Genomic DNA, 15,316 nt, shown 5'->3' with positions numbered 1-15,316 from the left:
GTCGTACAGGCTGGGCGCGGTGGCGCCCAGGTTACGCTGCTGCTCGACCGACGCCGGCTCGGTGTCACCCTGGATCACGATGAGGCGCTGAAGGTCGGCACGGTACTCGCCGGGCACCTTCTGCCAGGCGGGCTCGCCCTTGTGGGCCCCGAAGGCGATGCGCCGGTCGGGATCGCGTTCGGCCAGGAAGATGCCCCACCGGTAGTCGCGCATCGCCACATGCCCGAAATGCGCCCAGCCCTCGCGACCCACGTTGACCGCGGTGCGCAGGTAGACGTCCCGGGTGGGCAGGGACGGCCCCATCGTCTCCCACCAGGACAGGAAGTTGGGCTGCCAGGACTCCAGCGCCCGCTGCAACCTCCGGTCCTCGCTCAGCCCGACGTTGTTGGGGATCTTTTCGCCGTAGTCGGCGGTGGTGGGCATGGTTCAGACTCGCTTTCGGTCGAAGTCGGCGCGGCGTCCGGTGCCGTAGCGGCGCAGCGCGCCGTCGGGGCCCGAGGCGTTGGGCCGGGTGAAGATCCAGTTCTGCCAGGCGGTGAGCCGCCCGAAGATCTTGGTCTCCAACGTCTCCGGGCCGGCGAACCGGTAGTTGGCCTCCAGGCCGGTGAGCGCGTCCGGGGAGAACCCGGCCCGCTCCTCGATCCCGATCCGGACCTCCTCCTCCCAGTCGATGTCGTCGGGCGCGAAGGTGACCAGGCCGAGCCGCTCGGCGTCCTCGGCCTCCAGGGCCTTGCCGGCCAGGTCGCGCACGGCCGCCAGCGCGCCGGGGTCGCCGTGGAAGCGGGTGGCCAGCCGGGGCAGGTCGTTGCCCATCGGCAGCGGCCCGAGGTTCATCGGCCCCACGGTGATCGCGGCCGGCTCGGCGTCCGGATCGATCTCCTCGAACACCCCGGCCAGGTGGAAGGAACGGTCGGCGGCCAGCGCCAGCTCCAGCAGCGACCCGGCGAAACAGCTTCCGGGCTCGATCAGCGCGATCAGGCTGCGGCTGGTGACGTCGAGGCGCTTGAGCGTCCGCTTGAGGTACAGGACGATCTCGTTGGCCAGCCAGTCGTCGGCGTTGTCCAGCAGCAGCCGGTCGTAGGCGAGCACCCGCCCCGCGTCCCCGGACGTGCGGAACACCCAGGTGCCCAGCTCGGTCTCGTTGGTGCGCAGGTCCAGGATCAGGTCGTCCAGTTCACGGGTGACCGCGAGCGTCCAGAAGTCCGCGCCCTGCCGGTGGATCCCGTCGGCGCCGGCGGGCGGGTCGGTCTCGGGTCCGCGGACGGTGATCTCCGCGGTGCGGGCGGTCCGGTCGAGCCGCGCCGACACGTGCCTGTAGGTGATCTCGGTGGCGGTGCGGACCTTCTCCAGCGGCGTCAGCCTGATCCCCTGCGCGTCCTCGGGACGGGACGAGCGCGCGGCCAGCTCCGCGGCGCGCTCGGCGACCCGTTCCTCCCACGAGGTGCGCGGCACGACCTCGTCCACCAGCCGCCAGGCCACCGCCTTCTTGCCGCCGACGCCCTCGGCCCTGGTGGCGAAGTAGTCGGCCACGTCACGCCGCACATGCCGCTTGTCCGTCACGCGGGTCAGGCCGCCCGTGCCCGGCAGCACTCCGAGCAGCGGCAGCTCCGGCAGCGACACCGCCGACGAGCGGTCGTCCACCAGCATGATGTGCTCACACGCCAGCGCCAGCTCGTAGCCACCGCCCGACGCCGTGCCGTTCAACGCGGCCAGGTAGGTCTGCCCCGAGTTCGCGGTCGCGTCCTCGATCCCGTTACGGGTCTCGTTGGTGAACTTGCAGAAGTTCACCTTCCACTCGTGCGGCGACGCGGCCAGCATCCGGATGTTCGCGCCCGCGCAGAAGATCTTCTCCTTGCCGCTGGTCACCACCACCGTCCGCACCTCGGGATGCTCGAACCGCAGCCGCTGCACCGCGTCGTACAGCTCGATGTCCACGCCCAGGTCATAGGAGTTCAGCTTCAGCTCGTACCCGGGCACCAGGCCGCCCTGCTCGTCGACGTCCATGGTGAGGGTCGCGATGCGGCCGTCCACAGCGAGCCGCCAGTGGCGGTACCCGGACGGGTCGGCCCGGAAGTCGACGTGGCCGGTCCCGCTCTCGGGGGTGCTCATGACGGTGCTCATGACGGGGTCCCTCCCGGCGGTCTCCACCCATGCTCCACACATAACGCTTCGGTCGTCAAGACTTTGTAGCATTTCACGGTCTACATCGCGAGGACGCCCGTCCATGGCTCTGTGGAATGATTGGGGCCGACCAGGCGAAACCGCAGGTGAGGGGGGTGTCATGTCCGCGACCGGCGGGCCGTCGGCGGCGGCCGCCTACGCGGCGCGGGCCGAGCCGGGGTTCCGGCGCCGCCGGGAGCTGGGCGCCGCCAGCGCGCGGTCACTGCTGCTGACCGTGCTGGGCGAGTTCGTGCTGCCGGCCGGGCGCCCGGTGTGGACGGCCACGTTCCTGGAGGCGCTGGGGCTGCTCGGGGTGGAGGAGAAGGCCGTCAGGCAGGCGCTCGCGCGCAGCGCCTCCGAGGGGTGGCTGGCCGGGACCCGGCACGGGCGCCGCACGTCCTGGGCGCTGACGCCGTCCGGCCGCGGGCTGCTCACCGACGGCACCGAGCGGATCTACGGCTTCGGCAGGCCCATGACCCGCTGGGACGGGCAGTGGCTCATGGTGCTGGCCTCCGTCCCGGAGAGCGACCGCAGGATGCGGCACCTGCTGCGCACCAGGCTCGCGTGGAACGGGCTGGGCAACCTCTCCCCCGGCGTGTGGATCACCCCGCATCCCGAGCGGGAGCAAGAGGTACGGGAGGTGCTGCGGGAGATCGGCTTGGCCGCCACCGCGACCATCTTCGTGGGCCGCCTCGGCGATCTGTCCGAAGCGCGGCGGGTCGCGCGGCAGGCATGGGACCTGGACGCGATCGAACCCGCCTACGAGGACTTCCTGGACGCCGTGCACGCGCTTCGTCCCGTCGGCGACGCCGAGACCTTCGCCGCCCACACCCGGCTCGTCCAGGAATGGCGCCGGTTCCCGTTCCTCGATCCGGGCCTGCCCGAGGAGCTGCTGCCGGAGGGGTGGAGCGGAGCGCGCGCGTTCGAGCTCTTCCACCGGCGGCACGACGCGTGGCGCCCGGCCGCCGACCGCCAATGGAAGGTCATGGCCGGGCGCTAGCCGGGCTGATCCGCTGGCACTTTGGCATTATTACGTTTCTACGTAATAATGGAATCGTGACGGGGAGCGAGGAGAGCGATCTGGCCGAGCGCCTCACCCGGCTGGAAGAGCGCGTGGCCCGCTTGGAGGGCTCGGACCGGGCCTCCCGTGCGCACGTCGTGGGCACGGAGGGAGGCGAGGACGACCCGGGCGAGGTGTTCTGGGCCCTGCGCGCCCTGAAGGAACGGGTGGGCGACGCGGTCCTGTTCACCGGGAGCGTGACCCTCCCGGACGGCGAGCACTACGAATGGCAGCAGGGTCACGCCTCGTCCGAGCTGGTGGCCGACGACTGGTCGCAGGCCGCCGACGCGCTCTCCGCCCTGGCCCATCCGGTACGGCTCATGCTCCTGCGGGAGATCCTGTGCGGCGCGCACGGCACCGCCGAGCTGGCCGCCGACGAACGGCTCGGCACGACCGGGCAGCTCTACCATCACCTCCGCCAGCTCGTCGCGGCCGGCTGGCTCCGTACCACGGCGCGCGGCCGGTACGCGGTGCCCGGCGAACGGGTGGTGCCGATCCTGACCATCCTGGCGGCCACCCGCCGCTGACCGACCCGGAACGGGAGGACAGTCGTGCTCCGAAAGATCGCATGGATGAGAATGCCGCTCGTCGTCCTCGGCATCGTGCTGGGGCTCACCGAGAGGCTGCACGGCTCGGACTGGGCCGGGCGCGCGGGCCTGGCCCTGATCGCGCTCGGCCTCGTGCTGTTCTTCGTGCGCAGCGAGGCGTCCGACCGCGCGCCCGTCCCCGTCCGCAGCCCCGTCAGCGGGCGGTGGGTGCCGGTGAACAGCCCCGCCGACAGGGTGCCCAGCCACGGCACGCACGAGCTGGGCCAGACCTACGCCATCGACCTGGTGTACGCGCCCGACCCACGGTCGGAATGGAGGCCGGTGGTGCGCTACCCGCTCGCGGCGCGGCCCGAGACCTTTCCCGCGTTCGGGCAGCCCGTCACCGCGCCCGCCGACGGCGTGGTGGTCCAGGTCAGCGGGTGGCAGCGCGACCACTGGAGCCGCAACTCCTGGCCCGGCCTGGCCTACCTGATGGTCGAGGGCGTCATCTTCCGCTCGGTCCTGTCGATGCTCACCCTGTCCGCGGGACGGTTCGTCCTCGGCAACCATGTCGTGCTCGACCTGGGCGACGGCGTCCACGCGGTGTTCGCGCACCTGCGGCGCGGCTCGCTGCGCGTGCGGCGAGGCGACCGCGTCAAGGCCGGTGACCTGCTCGGCGAGGTCGGCAACTCCGGCAACAGCTCCGAGCCGCACCTGCACTTCCACCTCATGAACGGCCCGCGGCACCTCACCGCCAGCGGGATCCCGTTCACGATCGAGTATTTGCAGGACGGCGTGCCGCGCACCGGCGTGCCCGGCGGCACCCGTCCCTTCAACACCGTGGGGACGGGCTGACCCGAACACGATCAACCTTGGTCTTCGTATGGCGCTAGGCCGCCGCGGCACGGGAACGCCAGGCACAGCACCATCGGACCAAGGGGGGGCACATGCTGGGCATGCTGCGCAAGACGGGCCTCAAGTCGAATGCCATGTACACGATGGGCCTGGCGTCCGTCGGCGCGTCCGTGGCGGCCTGGGCGATGTCGCAGAACCTGGAGCAGAAGGGCGTCGAGCGCGCGGACCGCTGGGGCATCTTCATCGGCCTGTGGGCCCCGACGCTGCTGACCGTCGGGTGCGCGATGCGGCTGGAGGAGCAGGCGCGCGAGCTGGGCATGCGCATCCGGCGGGGGAGCACCTCGCAAAGGGCCGGCGGACGCCCGCGCGAGACCGTGCCCGTGCGCTGAGGCCCAATTCGCCTGAAGGCGAGGCGACGAACGGCCAGGGCGCACACGGCGCCCTGGCCGCCGGGCCCGCGCCCGAGTGCCCAGCTCAGCCGTCCCTCAGCTCAGCCCGAACAGATCCCGGAAGCGGCCGGTCATAAGGTGCGCCCCCTTGATCTCGGAGGTCTTCTCGGCGCCCAAGACGCCGTCGTCGGCCCAGTACGAGGCGCCCCCGGACGGGCCGAGCGGCAGGGCGATCCCCGGCGGCGAAGGCGCGTAGGTCGCCACCGGGTCGCCGCCCGCGATGAGGGCACGGATGTTCTGGGCGACGACCTCGGCGTGCCGCCCGGCGGCGCCCGCCCTCTTGGCCTCCGGGAGCGCGGCGAGGTCGCCGATGGCGAACACCCGAGGCCGGCCGGGCAGGCAGAGGTCGGGGCCGACCTCGACCTGCCCGTCGGGACGCCGGGACCCGGCCAGCCCGCCCGCGAGGTAGCCGCTGTTGGGCACGACCCCGTAGCAGCGGAACCAGATGTCGGCGGTCACCTTCCGGCCCGACCGCGTCACGGCGGTGAACGTCTCCGCCCTGCCCGGCGTGGTCGGCGGCGCCTCGCGCAGGGACGTGCCGAGGAGCAGCTCGACGCCCATCGCGTCGAGCTGGGCGCGCAGCTCGGCACGGAACTCGTCCGGGTAGTCGCCGGTGACGACGTCCTCGGCCGGATCGACGATCGTCACGGCCTTGCCCGGCCACATCGCCTTGATCTCGCCCGCCAGTTCCAGCCCGGTGGGTCCGGCGCCGAGCAGCAGAACGCGCTCCGCGCCCGTCAGCGCGTCGCGAGTGGCGCGGAGGGCGGCCTTGGCCGCCGCGCTGTCGTCGACATCGACCTTGGCCGGGAAGGGGTAGCCCGAACCCGTCGCCAGAACGAGGTAGTCCGCCTCGATCCGCTCCCCCGACCCGAGCGTGACGCCCGACTCGTCCGCGCGCGCCGCCCGGTCGCGGACCACGATGCCCCTCTTCAGCAGGCCGTCGTAGGGGAAGAAGATCTCGTCCGTCCAGGACGGGTCCACCAGGGCGCGCAACGCGGCCACGTTGTGCACGAACGCGTCGCGGGGCTCGATGAGGACGACGTCGGCCTCCTCGTCGAGGGCCTTGGCGACGGCGGTCCCTCCGTATCCGCCGCCGACGACGGCGATCTTCGCGGTCATGGTCCCTCCGATTCGCGGTACGCACTGTTCGTAATACGTAATGTTCGTACAGCGAACCAACTTAGTTCGCACCACCAACCAACGTCAACTATGCTGACGGGGGAGGCCGACCTCATGACCCGTGCGCACACGACCCCGCAGGCGACCACCGCCGGCACCGCGTTCACCACGGCGCTGATCCGGCTCACGCAGCATGTCGAGCAGGTGTTCGGCGAGGTCGGGCGCGAGCGCGGGCTGACGCCGCAGCAGGCGCACGTGCTGTGCCATCTGGTCGACGGCCCGATCGGGATGGCCGACCTGAGCAGGCGGCTCCACCTGGAGAAGTCGAGCGTGACCGGGCTGGTCGACCGGGTCGAGCGGCGCGGCCTGGTCGCCCGCGTCCGCGACGACCGCGACCGCCGCGCCTACCGGGTCGCGCTGACCGACGAGGGGTCGCGGCTCGCCTGCGAGACGCACGAGGCCGTGAACCAACGCCTCGAACGGCTCGCCGCCGACCTCGCTCCCGCCGAGCGTGACGGCCTGGTGGCCACGATCCTGCGGGCGCTCCCCCCGCCCCCGTAGCCGCGGCGGCCCCGTGGCCCCTGCGTGTGGTCCGGCCCCTCACCAGGGGTGGAATGTTCGCGCTATCACCGCTTTGGTCGGGGGTATTGACAGCCGTCCGCGTTAGCGCAAACATCGGGCCACCGACCCCCGGTGTGCAGGAGATCACAGCATGGGCGATCCCCCCGGCCCGTCCCGCCCGTCCGGCCCGTCCGATGGCGGCGGCCCGTCCGTCCCTCCGGCCGGGCGGACCCGCGCCGCCGTGATGGAGGACGTCGCGCTGCTGGCCGGGGTCTCGGCGATGACGGTGTCCCGGGTGCTCAACTCGCCGGAGAAGGTCCGGCCGCAGACCCGCGACCGGGTGCTGGCGGCGATGCGCGAACTGGACTACCGCCCGAACTCCGCCGCCCGCGTCCTGGTCACCGGCCGTTCCCGGGTGCTGGGCGTGGTCTCGTTCGACACCACGCTGTACGGGCCGGCATCCACGCTGTACGGGATCGAGCGCGCCGCCCGCGACGCCGAGCACATGGTGAGCATCGCCAGCGTGAGCCGGCTGACCCGGCGCTCCATCCAGGACGCCGTGGAGCGGCTGCGCTCCCAGTCGGTGGACGGCATCGTGGTGATCGCCCCGCACCGTTCCGCGGCCGAGGGCCTGCGCGGGCTCCCGCCCGGCTTCCCCCTCGTGGTGATCGGCGCGGGCGACGACCTGCCGGTGCCGGTGGCGGCCGTCGACCACCGCGCGGGCGGGGCCAAGGTCACCCGGCACCTGCTCAGCCTGGGCCACGAGACGGTCTGGCACATCGCGGGGCCCGGCGACTGGATCGACGCCAGCGAGCGCGTCGAGGGCTGGCGCGCGGTGCTGCGCGACGCCGGGCGCGAGGCGCCCGACCCGCTGCCCGGCGACTGGAGCGCAAGGTCAGGCTACGAGCAGGGCCGGCTGCTGGCCGCCGACCCGCGGGTGACGGCGGTGTTCGCCGCGAACGACCCGATGGCGCTCGGCCTGCTGCGCGCGCTGCGCGAGGCGGGCCGGCGCGTCCCGGAGGAGGTGAGCGTGGCCGGCTTCGACGACGTTCCCGAGGCGCCGTACTTCGCACCCCCGCTGACCAGCGTCCGGCAGCCGTTCGGCGAGGTGGGGCGGCACGCCTTCCAGCTCCTGATGGACCGCATCGCCGGGTCCGGCGGCTCCCCGCGCCGCACCGTGGAGCCCGAGCTGGTCGTGAGGGAGAGCACGGCCGTCAGAGCATCCCGCTGAACGCCGACACACCCTGGAGGAGTCCACGATGGCGACGATGTTAGCGCTACCAGTAGCAAGCGCTCGCTAGTCATGCGGATCGCGAGCATCGACACCCACGTGGTGGGGACGCCGTGGCGCAACCTCACCTACGTCACCGTGCACACCGACGAGGGCCTCAGCGGTGTCGGCGAGGCCCGCATGCTCGGGCACACCGACGCCCTGCTGGGCTACCTGAACGAGGCCGCGCGCCGGCACGTCCTCGGCAGCGACCCCTTCGACATCGAGGACCTGGTCCGCCGGATGAAGTACGGCGATTTCGGCCGGGCCGGCGAGATCGTGATGTCCGGCATCGCGTGCGTGGAGATGGCCTGCTGGGACATCCTCGGCAAGGCCCTGGGCCAGCCGGTGTGGCGGCTGCTGGGCGGGCGGGTGCGCGACCGCGTGAAGGCGTACGCCAACGGCTGGTACACCGTCGACCGCACCCCGGAGGAGTTCCACGCGGCGGCGCGGCGGGTGGTGGAGCGCGGGTACCGGGCGCTGAAGCTCGACCCGTTCGGCGCGGGCCGGATGGAGCTCGACCACGACGAGACGGTCCGGTCGATCGCGCTGGTGGAGGCCGTGCGGGACGCCATCGGCCCCGAGTGCGAGCTGCTGGTGGAGATGCACGGCCGCTTCTCCCCCGCCACCGCGATCCGGCTGGCCCGGCTGCTGGAGCCGTACGACCCGGCGTGGCTGGAGGAGCCGTGCCCGCCGGAGAACCTGAAGGCGCTGGCGAAGGTCTCCGCGCACACCGGGCTGCCGATCGCCACCGGCGAGCGGATCCACGACCGGATCGAGTTCCGCGAGCTGCTGGAGCTCCAGGCCGCCGACATCGTCCAGCCGGACGTGGGGCACCTGGGCGGGATCGCCGAGACCCGCAAGCTGGCCGCCACCGCGGAGACGTACTACGTGCAGCTCGCGCCGCACAACGTGGGCGGCCCCGTGCTCACCGCCGCGTCGCTGCAACTGGGCGTCTGCGTGCCCAACTTCAAGATCCTGGAGCACTTCAACGACTTCGCCGATGCGCGGATCACCAGCGTGGCCAAGGGCGCGCCCGCCGTGGTGGACGGCTACTTCGCCGTGCCGCAGGCGCCCGGCCTGGGCGTCGAGCTGGATCTGGACGCCGTCGCCGAGTTCCCCCGCCGCAAGGCCGACTTCGACCTGTTCGCCGAGGACTGGCACAAACGCGAGGAACGGCCGAGCCATCCCGAGGAGACGAGGTGAACCGTTCCGTCGTGGTGGAGGCGCCCGGCCGGTTCCGGCTGGCCGAGTCCGCGGTGCCCGGACCCGGCCACGGCGAGGCGCTGGTGCGCGTGGCCGCCGCCGGTCTGTGCGGCAGCGACCGCGAGCTGTACGAGGGCTCGCGCCCGCCCGGGTTCGTCTCGTACCCGATCGTCCCCGGGCACGAGTGGTCGGGCACGGTCGTGGCCGTCGGCGAGGGCACCGACCCCGCCCTGACCGGCGCGAAGGTCGTCGGCGAGGGGTACCGCGGCTGCCAGCGCTGCGCGCGCTGCCGGGACGGCGCGCCCAACCTGTGCGCGAACGGCTACGACGAGACAGGCTTCACCCGGCCCGGGGCGTTCGCCGACCACCTGCTGGTCCCCGCGCGGCTCCTGCACGTCCTGCCGGAGGACGCGGACCTGCGCGCGGCGGCGCTGCTGGAACCGGCGGCGGTGATCGCCGCCGCGGTGCGGCACGCGGCGCCGCGGCCCGGCGAGACCGCGGCGGTGGTCGGCGCGGGCACCCTCGGCATGCTCGCGCTGCAACTGCTGGCCGCGGCCTCGCCGTCGCTGCTGGTGGCGATCGACCCCCGTCCGGGACGGGCCGAGCCGGCGCTGGCGGCCGGTGCCACCACCGTGTGCCTTCCGGGCGAGCCCGGCGAGGCCGCGTTCGACGTGGTCGTCGAGACCGCGGGCAGGCCCGGGACGGCACGCGCGGCGGTCGCGCTCGCCCGCCGCGGCGGACGGGTGGTGCTCACCGGCATCACGGGCGACGCGTCCGACGCGGTGCCCACCACGCTGCTGGTCACCCGGGCCCTCACCGTCCACACGGTCTTCGGCGCCGGCCCGGCCGACTGGGCGTACGCGGTGCGCGCGTTCGGCACCGGCGTGCTGCGCCCGGCCCCGCTCGTCACCCATGAGCTGCCGCTGGCCGGCTTCGAGACGGCACTGAAGCTGAGCGCCGCGCCCGACGCGGGCAAGGTGCTCCTTCTCCCCGACCTCCCCGACCTCCCCGACCTCCCCGACGCCCCTGACCTCCCCGACGTCCCTGACGTCCCGACATCCCCGACCAGGGAGGTGTGATGGATTCACCGGACGGCCCCCGCGCTCCCGGCGAGGACGCGCTCCACGCGCTGGGGTTCCCGGCACGGCCCGAGCCGCCGCCCGCGTCCGCGGTGCGGTTCCCCGACGGCGGCGCCTGGCGCACCGAGCTGCCCTCATGCGAGGGGCCCGCCGTCCTGGAGGCGGTGCTGGACGAGAGCGCCCGCCTGGACGTCCCGCTGCACCGCATCAGCCAGGGCAGCGGCGTGTGGATGCTCACCGACGACGAGATCGCCCTGATGCTGGCCGGCTGCGCCGAGCGCGGCATCGAGCTCAGCCTGTTCCTCGGACCGCGCGGCACGTGGGAGCCCGGCGCGGGCGCGCGCACGTACAGCGCGTCCGGCCCGCGCGCGCGTGGCCGCGACCAGCTCGCCCAGTGCGTGGAGGACGCCGAGCGCGCCACCGCGCTCGGCGTGCGTTCCCTGCTCGTCGCGGACGAGGGCGTCCTGTGGACGCTGCACTGCCTCCGCGCCTCCGGGCGGCTGCCGGCCGACACCAGGTTCAAGGTGTCGGCGCTGGTCGGCCCGGTCAACCCGGTGTCGTTCTCGATCTGGGAGCGGCTCGGCGCCGACTCCGTCAACGTGCCCAGCGACCTGACCGTGGCGCAGCTCGCCGAGATCCGGGCGCTCAGCGCCGCGCCCATGGACTTCTATGTCGAGGCCCCCGACGACCTGGGCGGCTACGTCCGCATCTACGACGCGGCCGAGCTGATCCGCTGCGGCGCGCCGATCTACCTGAAGTTCGGGCTGCGCAACGTGCCCGGCCTGTATCCGGTGGGCCGCCACCTGCTCACCGCCGCCGTCGAGACGGGCCGCGAACGGGTGCGGCGCGGCCGGCTCGTCCTCGACACCCTCGCCCGGCTCGGGGCGGACGAGGGGATGTCACCGCCCGGGTCGAGCGACCCGGGCACGCTTCAGCGCTTTCCCACACTCCCCCACCCTCCAAGGAGAACCCCATGAGACTCCGGAGCCTCACCACTGCGCTGCCCGCCCTCGTCCTGACCGCCGCCCTCACCACCGCCTGCGGCTCCAGCGAGAAGACCGTCGACCGGGAGGCCAGGCAGGCCGCCGGGAAGGGCTCGCTGATCGGCATCACCATGCCGACCCGGTCGTCCGAGCGCTGGATCAGCGACGGCAACAACGTCAAGGCCGGTCTGGAGAAGCTCGGCTACAAGGTGGACCTCCAGTACGCCGAGGACAGCATCCCCACCCAGGCCAGCCAGATCGAGAACCAGATCACCAAGGGCGCGCGGGCGCTGGTGGTGGCCTCCATCGACGGCACCGCGCTGACCAGCCAGCTCCAGCAGGCCGCCGACAAGAAGATCCCGGTGATCGCCTACGACCGGCTGATCCGGGAGACGCCCAACGTGGACTACTACGCCACCTTCGACAACTTCAAGGTCGGCGTGCAGCAGGCCACCTCGCTGCTGATCGGGCTGAAGGTGAAGAACCCCGACGGCTCCGAGGGCAGCGCCAAGGGCCCGTTCAACATCGAGCTGTTCGCCGGGTCCCCGGACGACAACAACGCCACGTTCTTCTACAACGGCGCGATGTCGGTGCTCAAGCCGTACATCGACAGGGGCACGCTGAAGGTGCCCAGCGGCCAGACCGACTTCAAGACCATGGCGATCCTGCGCTGGGACGCGGCCACCGCGCAGAAGCGCATGGAGGACCTGCTCACCCGGTACTACAGCAGCGGCACGAAGGTGCAGGGCGTGCTGTCGCCCTATGACGGGCTGTCCATCGGCATCCTGTCGGCGCTGAAGAGCAACGGCTACGGCACCGCGGGCCAGGCGTACCCGGTGGTGACCGGGCAGGACGCCGAGGTCGCCTCGGTCAAGTCGATTCTGGCGGGCGAGCAGTACTCCACCATCTTCAAGGACACCCGGAAGCTGGCCGCCGAGACCGTGAAGATGGTCGACACCGTGCTCAAGGGCGGCAAGCCCACGGTGAACAACACCAAGGACTACGACAACGGCGTCAAGGTCGTCCCGTCCCAGCTCCTGGAGCCGGTGATCGTCGAGAAGTCCTCGGTGCAGCGGGTGCTGGTGGACAGCGGCTACTACAAGCAGTCGCAGCTGAGCTGACCATGACCGGCGACATCCTGCGGATGCTGGGGATCACCAAGTCCTTCCCGGGTGTGCACGCGTTGCGGCAGGTCGACCTGTCGGTGCGGCGCGGCGAGATCCATGCCATCTGCGGCGAGAACGGCGCGGGCAAGTCCACGCTGATGAAGGTGCTGTCCGGGGTGTACCCGCACGGCTCGTACGAGGGGGAGATCCTCTTCGACGGCGAGCCGTGCCGGTTCGCCGGGATCCGCGACAGTGAGCGGCGCGGGATCGTCATCATCCACCAGGAGCTGGCGCTGTGCCCGCAGTTGTCGATCGCGGAGAACATCTTCCTCGGCAACGAGCAGGCGGCCCGCGGGCCGTTCCGCTCACGCCGTGACGACCCCGCGCACCCCCCGGACCCCTCGCGGGGGGAGCACGGCCGCCGGGGCCTCCGGTCCGTGCTGCGGCTGATCGACTGGAACCGCACCAACCACGAGGCGGCCCGGCTGCTGGAGCGGGTCGGGCTGCCCGAGTCGCCGGTCACGCCGATCGCGGACCTGGGCGTGGGCAAGCAGCAGCTCGTCGAGATCGCCAAGGCGCTGGCCAAGCGGGTGCGGCTGCTGATCCTGGACGAGCCGACCGCCGCCCTCAACGACGAGGACTCCGCGCACCTGCTCGACCTGGTGCGCGGGCTCCGCGACGAGGGCATCACCTGCGTGATCATCTCGCACAAGCTGAACGAGGTGCTGGCCATCGCCGACCGGGTCACCATCCTCCGGGACGGCCGGATGATCGAGACCCTGGACCTGTCGGAGGCGTCCGGCGAGGTCACCGAGGACCGGATCATCGCCGGGATGGTGGGCCGCGACCTGGAGCACCGGTTCCCGCCGCACGAGCCGCGGATCGGGGACGAGGTGCTGCGCATCGAGGACTGGACGGTGCACAGCCCCACCCAGCACGGCCGGGTGGTGGTCGACGGCGCCGGCCTGACGCTGCGCCGGGGCGAGATCGTCGGGCTGGCGGGGCTGATGGGCGCGGGCCGCACCGAGCTGGCGATGAGCGTGTTCGGCCACTCGTACGGGACGGGCATCTCCGGCCGGCTCTACAAGGACGGGAAGCCGATCGAGGCGCGCACCGTCCGGGACGCCATCCGGCACGGCATCGCCTACGCCACCGAGGACCGCAAGCGCTACGGCCTCAACCTGATCGAGGACGTCAAGCGCAACGTGTCGGCGGCGGGGCTGGGCAGGCTGGCCCGCCGCGGCTGGGTGAACGCGAACGAGGAGTACCGGGTCGCCGACGGGTTCCGCCGCGACCTGGGCATCCGCGCGCCCAGCGTGCTGAGCGAGACCGGCAAGCTCAGCGGCGGCAACCAGCAGAAGGTCGTGCTGGCCAAGTGGATCTTCACCGAGCCCGAGGTGCTGATCCTGGACGAACCCACCCGCGGCATCGACGTGGGCGCCAAGTACGAGATCTACTCGATCGTCAACCGGCTGGCCGAGCGGGGCACCGCCATCCTGCTGATCTCCTCCGAGCTGCCCGAGCTGCTGGGGCTGTGCGACCGGATCTACACGATGGCGGCCGGCCGGATCACCGCCGAGGTGCCCCGCGCCGAGGCCACCCAGGAACGCCTCATGACCTACATGACCCTGAACCGCAACGGCCGCGTGCGCAAGGAGGCGCCATGAGCACGACCAGCGCCGAGACCGCCAAGGCCGGGCCGGGCGGCGGCCCGCGCGGGGCGAAGGCCGGGCCGGACCCGGTCTACCGGCTGTCCCTCAACCTGCGGCAGAGCGGGATCTACGTCGCCTTCGCCCTGATCGTCGTCCTGTTCACGGTGCTGACCGGGGGCGACCTGCTACAGCCGCAGAACATCTCCAACATCATCGTGCAGAACTCCTACATCCTGATCCTGGCGATCGGGATGATCCTGGTGATCATCTCCGGGCACATCGATCTGTCGGTGGGCTCGGTGGTGGCGGTGACCGGCGCGATCGCGGCGGTGCTGATGGTGAACCACGACGTGGCCTGGCCGCTGGCGCTCGTGGTCACGCTGGGGGCGGGCGCGCTGATCGGGGCGTGGCAGGGCTACTGGATCGCCTACTTCGGCATCCCGTCGTTCATCGTCACGCTGGCGGGGATGCTGCTGTTCCGCGCGCTGACGCTGACCGTGCTGGGCAACCAGGGCATCGGCCCGTTCCCCAGCGAGATCCGCACGCTGTCGAACGGCTTCACCGCCGGTTACCTGGGCAACGTCGGGCTCGGCGTGCTGGGCGGCGCGGACCTGTTCAGCCTGCTGTGCGGGCTCGCCGCGTGCGGGGGCTTCGCGGTCGCGCAGTGGCGCGCCCGCGCGGCGCGCCTGGGCTACGGGCAGTCGGTCGACCCGTACCCGGTGTTCCTGCTGAAGATCGCCGCGGCCGCCGCGCTCATCATGGCGATGACCGTGCAACTGGCCAGGTTCCGGAACCTGCCCTGGGTGCTGGTGCTGCTGGCGGCGCTGGTGCTGGGGTACACGCTGCTGACCAACCGGGCGGTGTTCGGGCGCCGCATCTACGCGGTCGGCGGCAACCTCCAGGCGGCCACGCTGTCGGGGGTGAACGCCCGGTCCATCGTGTTCTGGATCTTCGTCAACATGGGCGTGCTGTCGGCGCTGGCCGGGGTCATCTTCGCCGGCCGGCTCAACCAGGCCGGCCCGACCGCGGGCAACACCTTCGAGCTGGACGCGATCGCCGCCGCGTTCATCGGCGGCGCCGCCGTCCAGGGCGGGGTCGGCAAGGTGGTCGGCGCGATCACCGGCGGCCTGATCATGGGCGTGATCAACAACGGGATGTCGCTGGTGGGCGCGCCCAGCGAGCGGGTGATGCTGGTCAAGGGCATCGTGCTGCTGGCCGCGGTCGCCTTCGACGTCTGGACGAAACGCCGCGCGGGCGCTCCCCTCCTGCGCTGAGCCGTACGGCAAGGA

Annotated in this window: 15 protein-coding genes; 12 read left to right on the top strand and 3 right to left on the bottom strand. The window is 72.3% G+C overall.

Annotated features, from left to right (window positions below):
- A partial coding sequence (locus QSK21_RS06270) for a hypothetical protein (RefSeq protein WP_285694275.1) occupies positions 1–423 on the bottom strand: 423 nt, incomplete at its 3' end.
- Positions 424–426: 3 nt separating this feature from the next.
- On the bottom strand, positions 427–2,121 hold the full coding sequence (boxC, locus tag QSK21_RS06265) for a 2,3-epoxybenzoyl-CoA dihydrolase (RefSeq protein ID WP_285694274.1): 1,695 nt from the start codon (positions 2,119–2,121) through the stop codon (positions 427–429).
- Between the two features lie 160 nt (positions 2,122–2,281).
- Here boxC and QSK21_RS06260 point away from each other — a divergent pair, with 160 nt between their 5' ends.
- From QSK21_RS06260 to QSK21_RS06245, 4 genes are all read left to right on the top strand, one after another.
- Positions 2,282–3,160, top strand: coding sequence for a PaaX family transcriptional regulator (locus tag QSK21_RS06260; RefSeq protein WP_285694273.1), 879 nt, complete (start codon positions 2,282–2,284; stop codon positions 3,158–3,160).
- A 56-nt stretch (positions 3,161–3,216) separates the two neighbouring features.
- The gene (locus QSK21_RS06255) at positions 3,217–3,747 is read left to right on the top strand and encodes an ArsR/SmtB family transcription factor (protein ID WP_285694272.1); all 531 of its coding nucleotides are present in this window, start codon (positions 3,217–3,219) and stop codon (positions 3,745–3,747) included.
- A gap of 45 nt (positions 3,748–3,792) precedes the next feature.
- On the top strand, positions 3,793–4,602 hold the full coding sequence (locus QSK21_RS06250; RefSeq protein ID WP_285694271.1) for a M23 family metallopeptidase: 810 nt from the start codon (positions 3,793–3,795) through the stop codon (positions 4,600–4,602).
- 92 nt (positions 4,603–4,694) lie between these two features.
- The gene (locus QSK21_RS06245) at positions 4,695–4,991 is read left to right on the top strand and encodes a hypothetical protein (RefSeq protein ID WP_285694270.1); all 297 of its coding nucleotides are present in this window, start codon (positions 4,695–4,697) and stop codon (positions 4,989–4,991) included.
- Between the two features lie 96 nt (positions 4,992–5,087).
- Here the strand turns inward: QSK21_RS06245 and QSK21_RS06240 are convergent, their stop codons facing one another.
- The gene (locus QSK21_RS06240) at positions 5,088–6,170 is read right to left on the bottom strand and encodes an NAD(P)/FAD-dependent oxidoreductase (protein WP_285694269.1); all 1,083 of its coding nucleotides are present in this window, start codon (positions 6,168–6,170) and stop codon (positions 5,088–5,090) included.
- Between the two features lie 114 nt (positions 6,171–6,284).
- On the opposite strand from QSK21_RS06240, the gene QSK21_RS06235 reads away from it, so the two are divergent.
- The 8 genes from QSK21_RS06235 to mmsB all read left to right on the top strand — a co-directional run bounded on the left by QSK21_RS06235 (position 6,285) and on the right by mmsB (position 15,301).
- Positions 6,285–6,731, top strand: a complete 447-nt coding sequence (locus tag QSK21_RS06235; RefSeq protein ID WP_285694268.1) for a MarR family winged helix-turn-helix transcriptional regulator — start codon at positions 6,285–6,287, stop codon at positions 6,729–6,731.
- A 151-nt stretch (positions 6,732–6,882) separates the two neighbouring features.
- The gene (locus QSK21_RS06230; RefSeq protein ID WP_285694267.1) at positions 6,883–7,962 is read left to right on the top strand and encodes a LacI family DNA-binding transcriptional regulator; all 1,080 of its coding nucleotides are present in this window, start codon (positions 6,883–6,885) and stop codon (positions 7,960–7,962) included.
- 72 nt (positions 7,963–8,034) lie between these two features.
- Positions 8,035–9,207 (top strand): mandelate racemase/muconate lactonizing enzyme family protein, encoded by a 1,173-nt coding sequence (locus QSK21_RS06225; RefSeq protein ID WP_285694266.1) that lies wholly within the window; start codon positions 8,035–8,037, stop codon positions 9,205–9,207.
- Positions 9,204–10,286 (top strand): zinc-dependent alcohol dehydrogenase, encoded by a 1,083-nt coding sequence (locus QSK21_RS06220; protein ID WP_285694265.1) that lies wholly within the window; start codon positions 9,204–9,206, stop codon positions 10,284–10,286. The genes QSK21_RS06225 and QSK21_RS06220 overlap by 4 nt, the downstream gene beginning before the upstream one ends.
- Complete coding sequence (locus tag QSK21_RS06215) at positions 10,286–11,263, top strand: hypothetical protein (RefSeq protein ID WP_285694264.1); 978 nt, start codon at positions 10,286–10,288, stop codon at positions 11,261–11,263. The genes QSK21_RS06220 and QSK21_RS06215 overlap by 1 nt, the downstream gene beginning before the upstream one ends.
- Positions 11,260–12,390, top strand: coding sequence for a multiple monosaccharide ABC transporter substrate-binding protein (gene chvE, locus QSK21_RS06210; RefSeq protein ID WP_285694262.1), 1,131 nt, complete (start codon positions 11,260–11,262; stop codon positions 12,388–12,390). Before QSK21_RS06215 ends, chvE begins: the two co-directional genes overlap by 4 nt.
- 2 nt (positions 12,391–12,392) lie before the next feature.
- Complete coding sequence (locus QSK21_RS06205) at positions 12,393–14,042, top strand: ATP-binding cassette domain-containing protein (protein WP_285694261.1); 1,650 nt, start codon at positions 12,393–12,395, stop codon at positions 14,040–14,042.
- Positions 14,039–15,301 (top strand): multiple monosaccharide ABC transporter permease, encoded by a 1,263-nt coding sequence (gene mmsB, locus QSK21_RS06200; RefSeq protein WP_285694259.1) that lies wholly within the window; start codon positions 14,039–14,041, stop codon positions 15,299–15,301. Before QSK21_RS06205 ends, mmsB begins: the two co-directional genes overlap by 4 nt.
- Positions 15,302–15,316: the final 15 nt, after the last annotated feature.

The organism is Actinomadura sp. NBRC 104412 (assembly GCF_030269515.1).
Taxonomy (GTDB): domain Bacteria; phylum Actinomycetota; class Actinomycetes; order Streptosporangiales; family Streptosporangiaceae; genus Spirillospora.
The sequence above is the reverse complement of the archived record's forward strand: the minus strand, read 5'-3'. Positions and strand labels throughout refer to the sequence as shown.

Excerpts from the sequence above, each read along its gene's own strand:
- boxC (WP_285694274.1), bottom strand. The coding sequence starts at position 2,121 with ATGAGCACCGTCATGAGCACCCCCGAGAGCGGGACCGGCCACGTCGAC.
- QSK21_RS06260 (WP_285694273.1), top strand. The coding sequence starts at position 2,282 with ATGTCCGCGACCGGCGGGCCGTCGGCGGCGGCCGCCTACGCGGCGCGG.
- QSK21_RS06250 (WP_285694271.1), top strand. The coding sequence starts at position 3,793 with ATGAGAATGCCGCTCGTCGTCCTCGGCATCGTGCTGGGGCTCACCGAG.
- QSK21_RS06245 (WP_285694270.1), top strand. The coding sequence starts at position 4,695 with ATGCTGGGCATGCTGCGCAAGACGGGCCTCAAGTCGAATGCCATGTAC.
- QSK21_RS06240 (WP_285694269.1), bottom strand. The coding sequence starts at position 6,170 with ATGACCGCGAAGATCGCCGTCGTCGGCGGCGGATACGGAGGGACCGCC.
- QSK21_RS06235 (WP_285694268.1), top strand. The coding sequence starts at position 6,285 with ATGACCCGTGCGCACACGACCCCGCAGGCGACCACCGCCGGCACCGCG.
- QSK21_RS06230 (WP_285694267.1), top strand. The coding sequence starts at position 6,883 with ATGGGCGATCCCCCCGGCCCGTCCCGCCCGTCCGGCCCGTCCGATGGC.
- QSK21_RS06225 (WP_285694266.1), top strand. The coding sequence starts at position 8,035 with ATGCGGATCGCGAGCATCGACACCCACGTGGTGGGGACGCCGTGGCGC.
- QSK21_RS06215 (WP_285694264.1), top strand. The coding sequence starts at position 10,286 with ATGGATTCACCGGACGGCCCCCGCGCTCCCGGCGAGGACGCGCTCCAC.
- chvE (WP_285694262.1), top strand. The coding sequence starts at position 11,260 with ATGAGACTCCGGAGCCTCACCACTGCGCTGCCCGCCCTCGTCCTGACC.
- QSK21_RS06205 (WP_285694261.1), top strand. The coding sequence starts at position 12,393 with ATGACCGGCGACATCCTGCGGATGCTGGGGATCACCAAGTCCTTCCCG.
- mmsB (WP_285694259.1), top strand. The coding sequence starts at position 14,039 with ATGAGCACGACCAGCGCCGAGACCGCCAAGGCCGGGCCGGGCGGCGGC.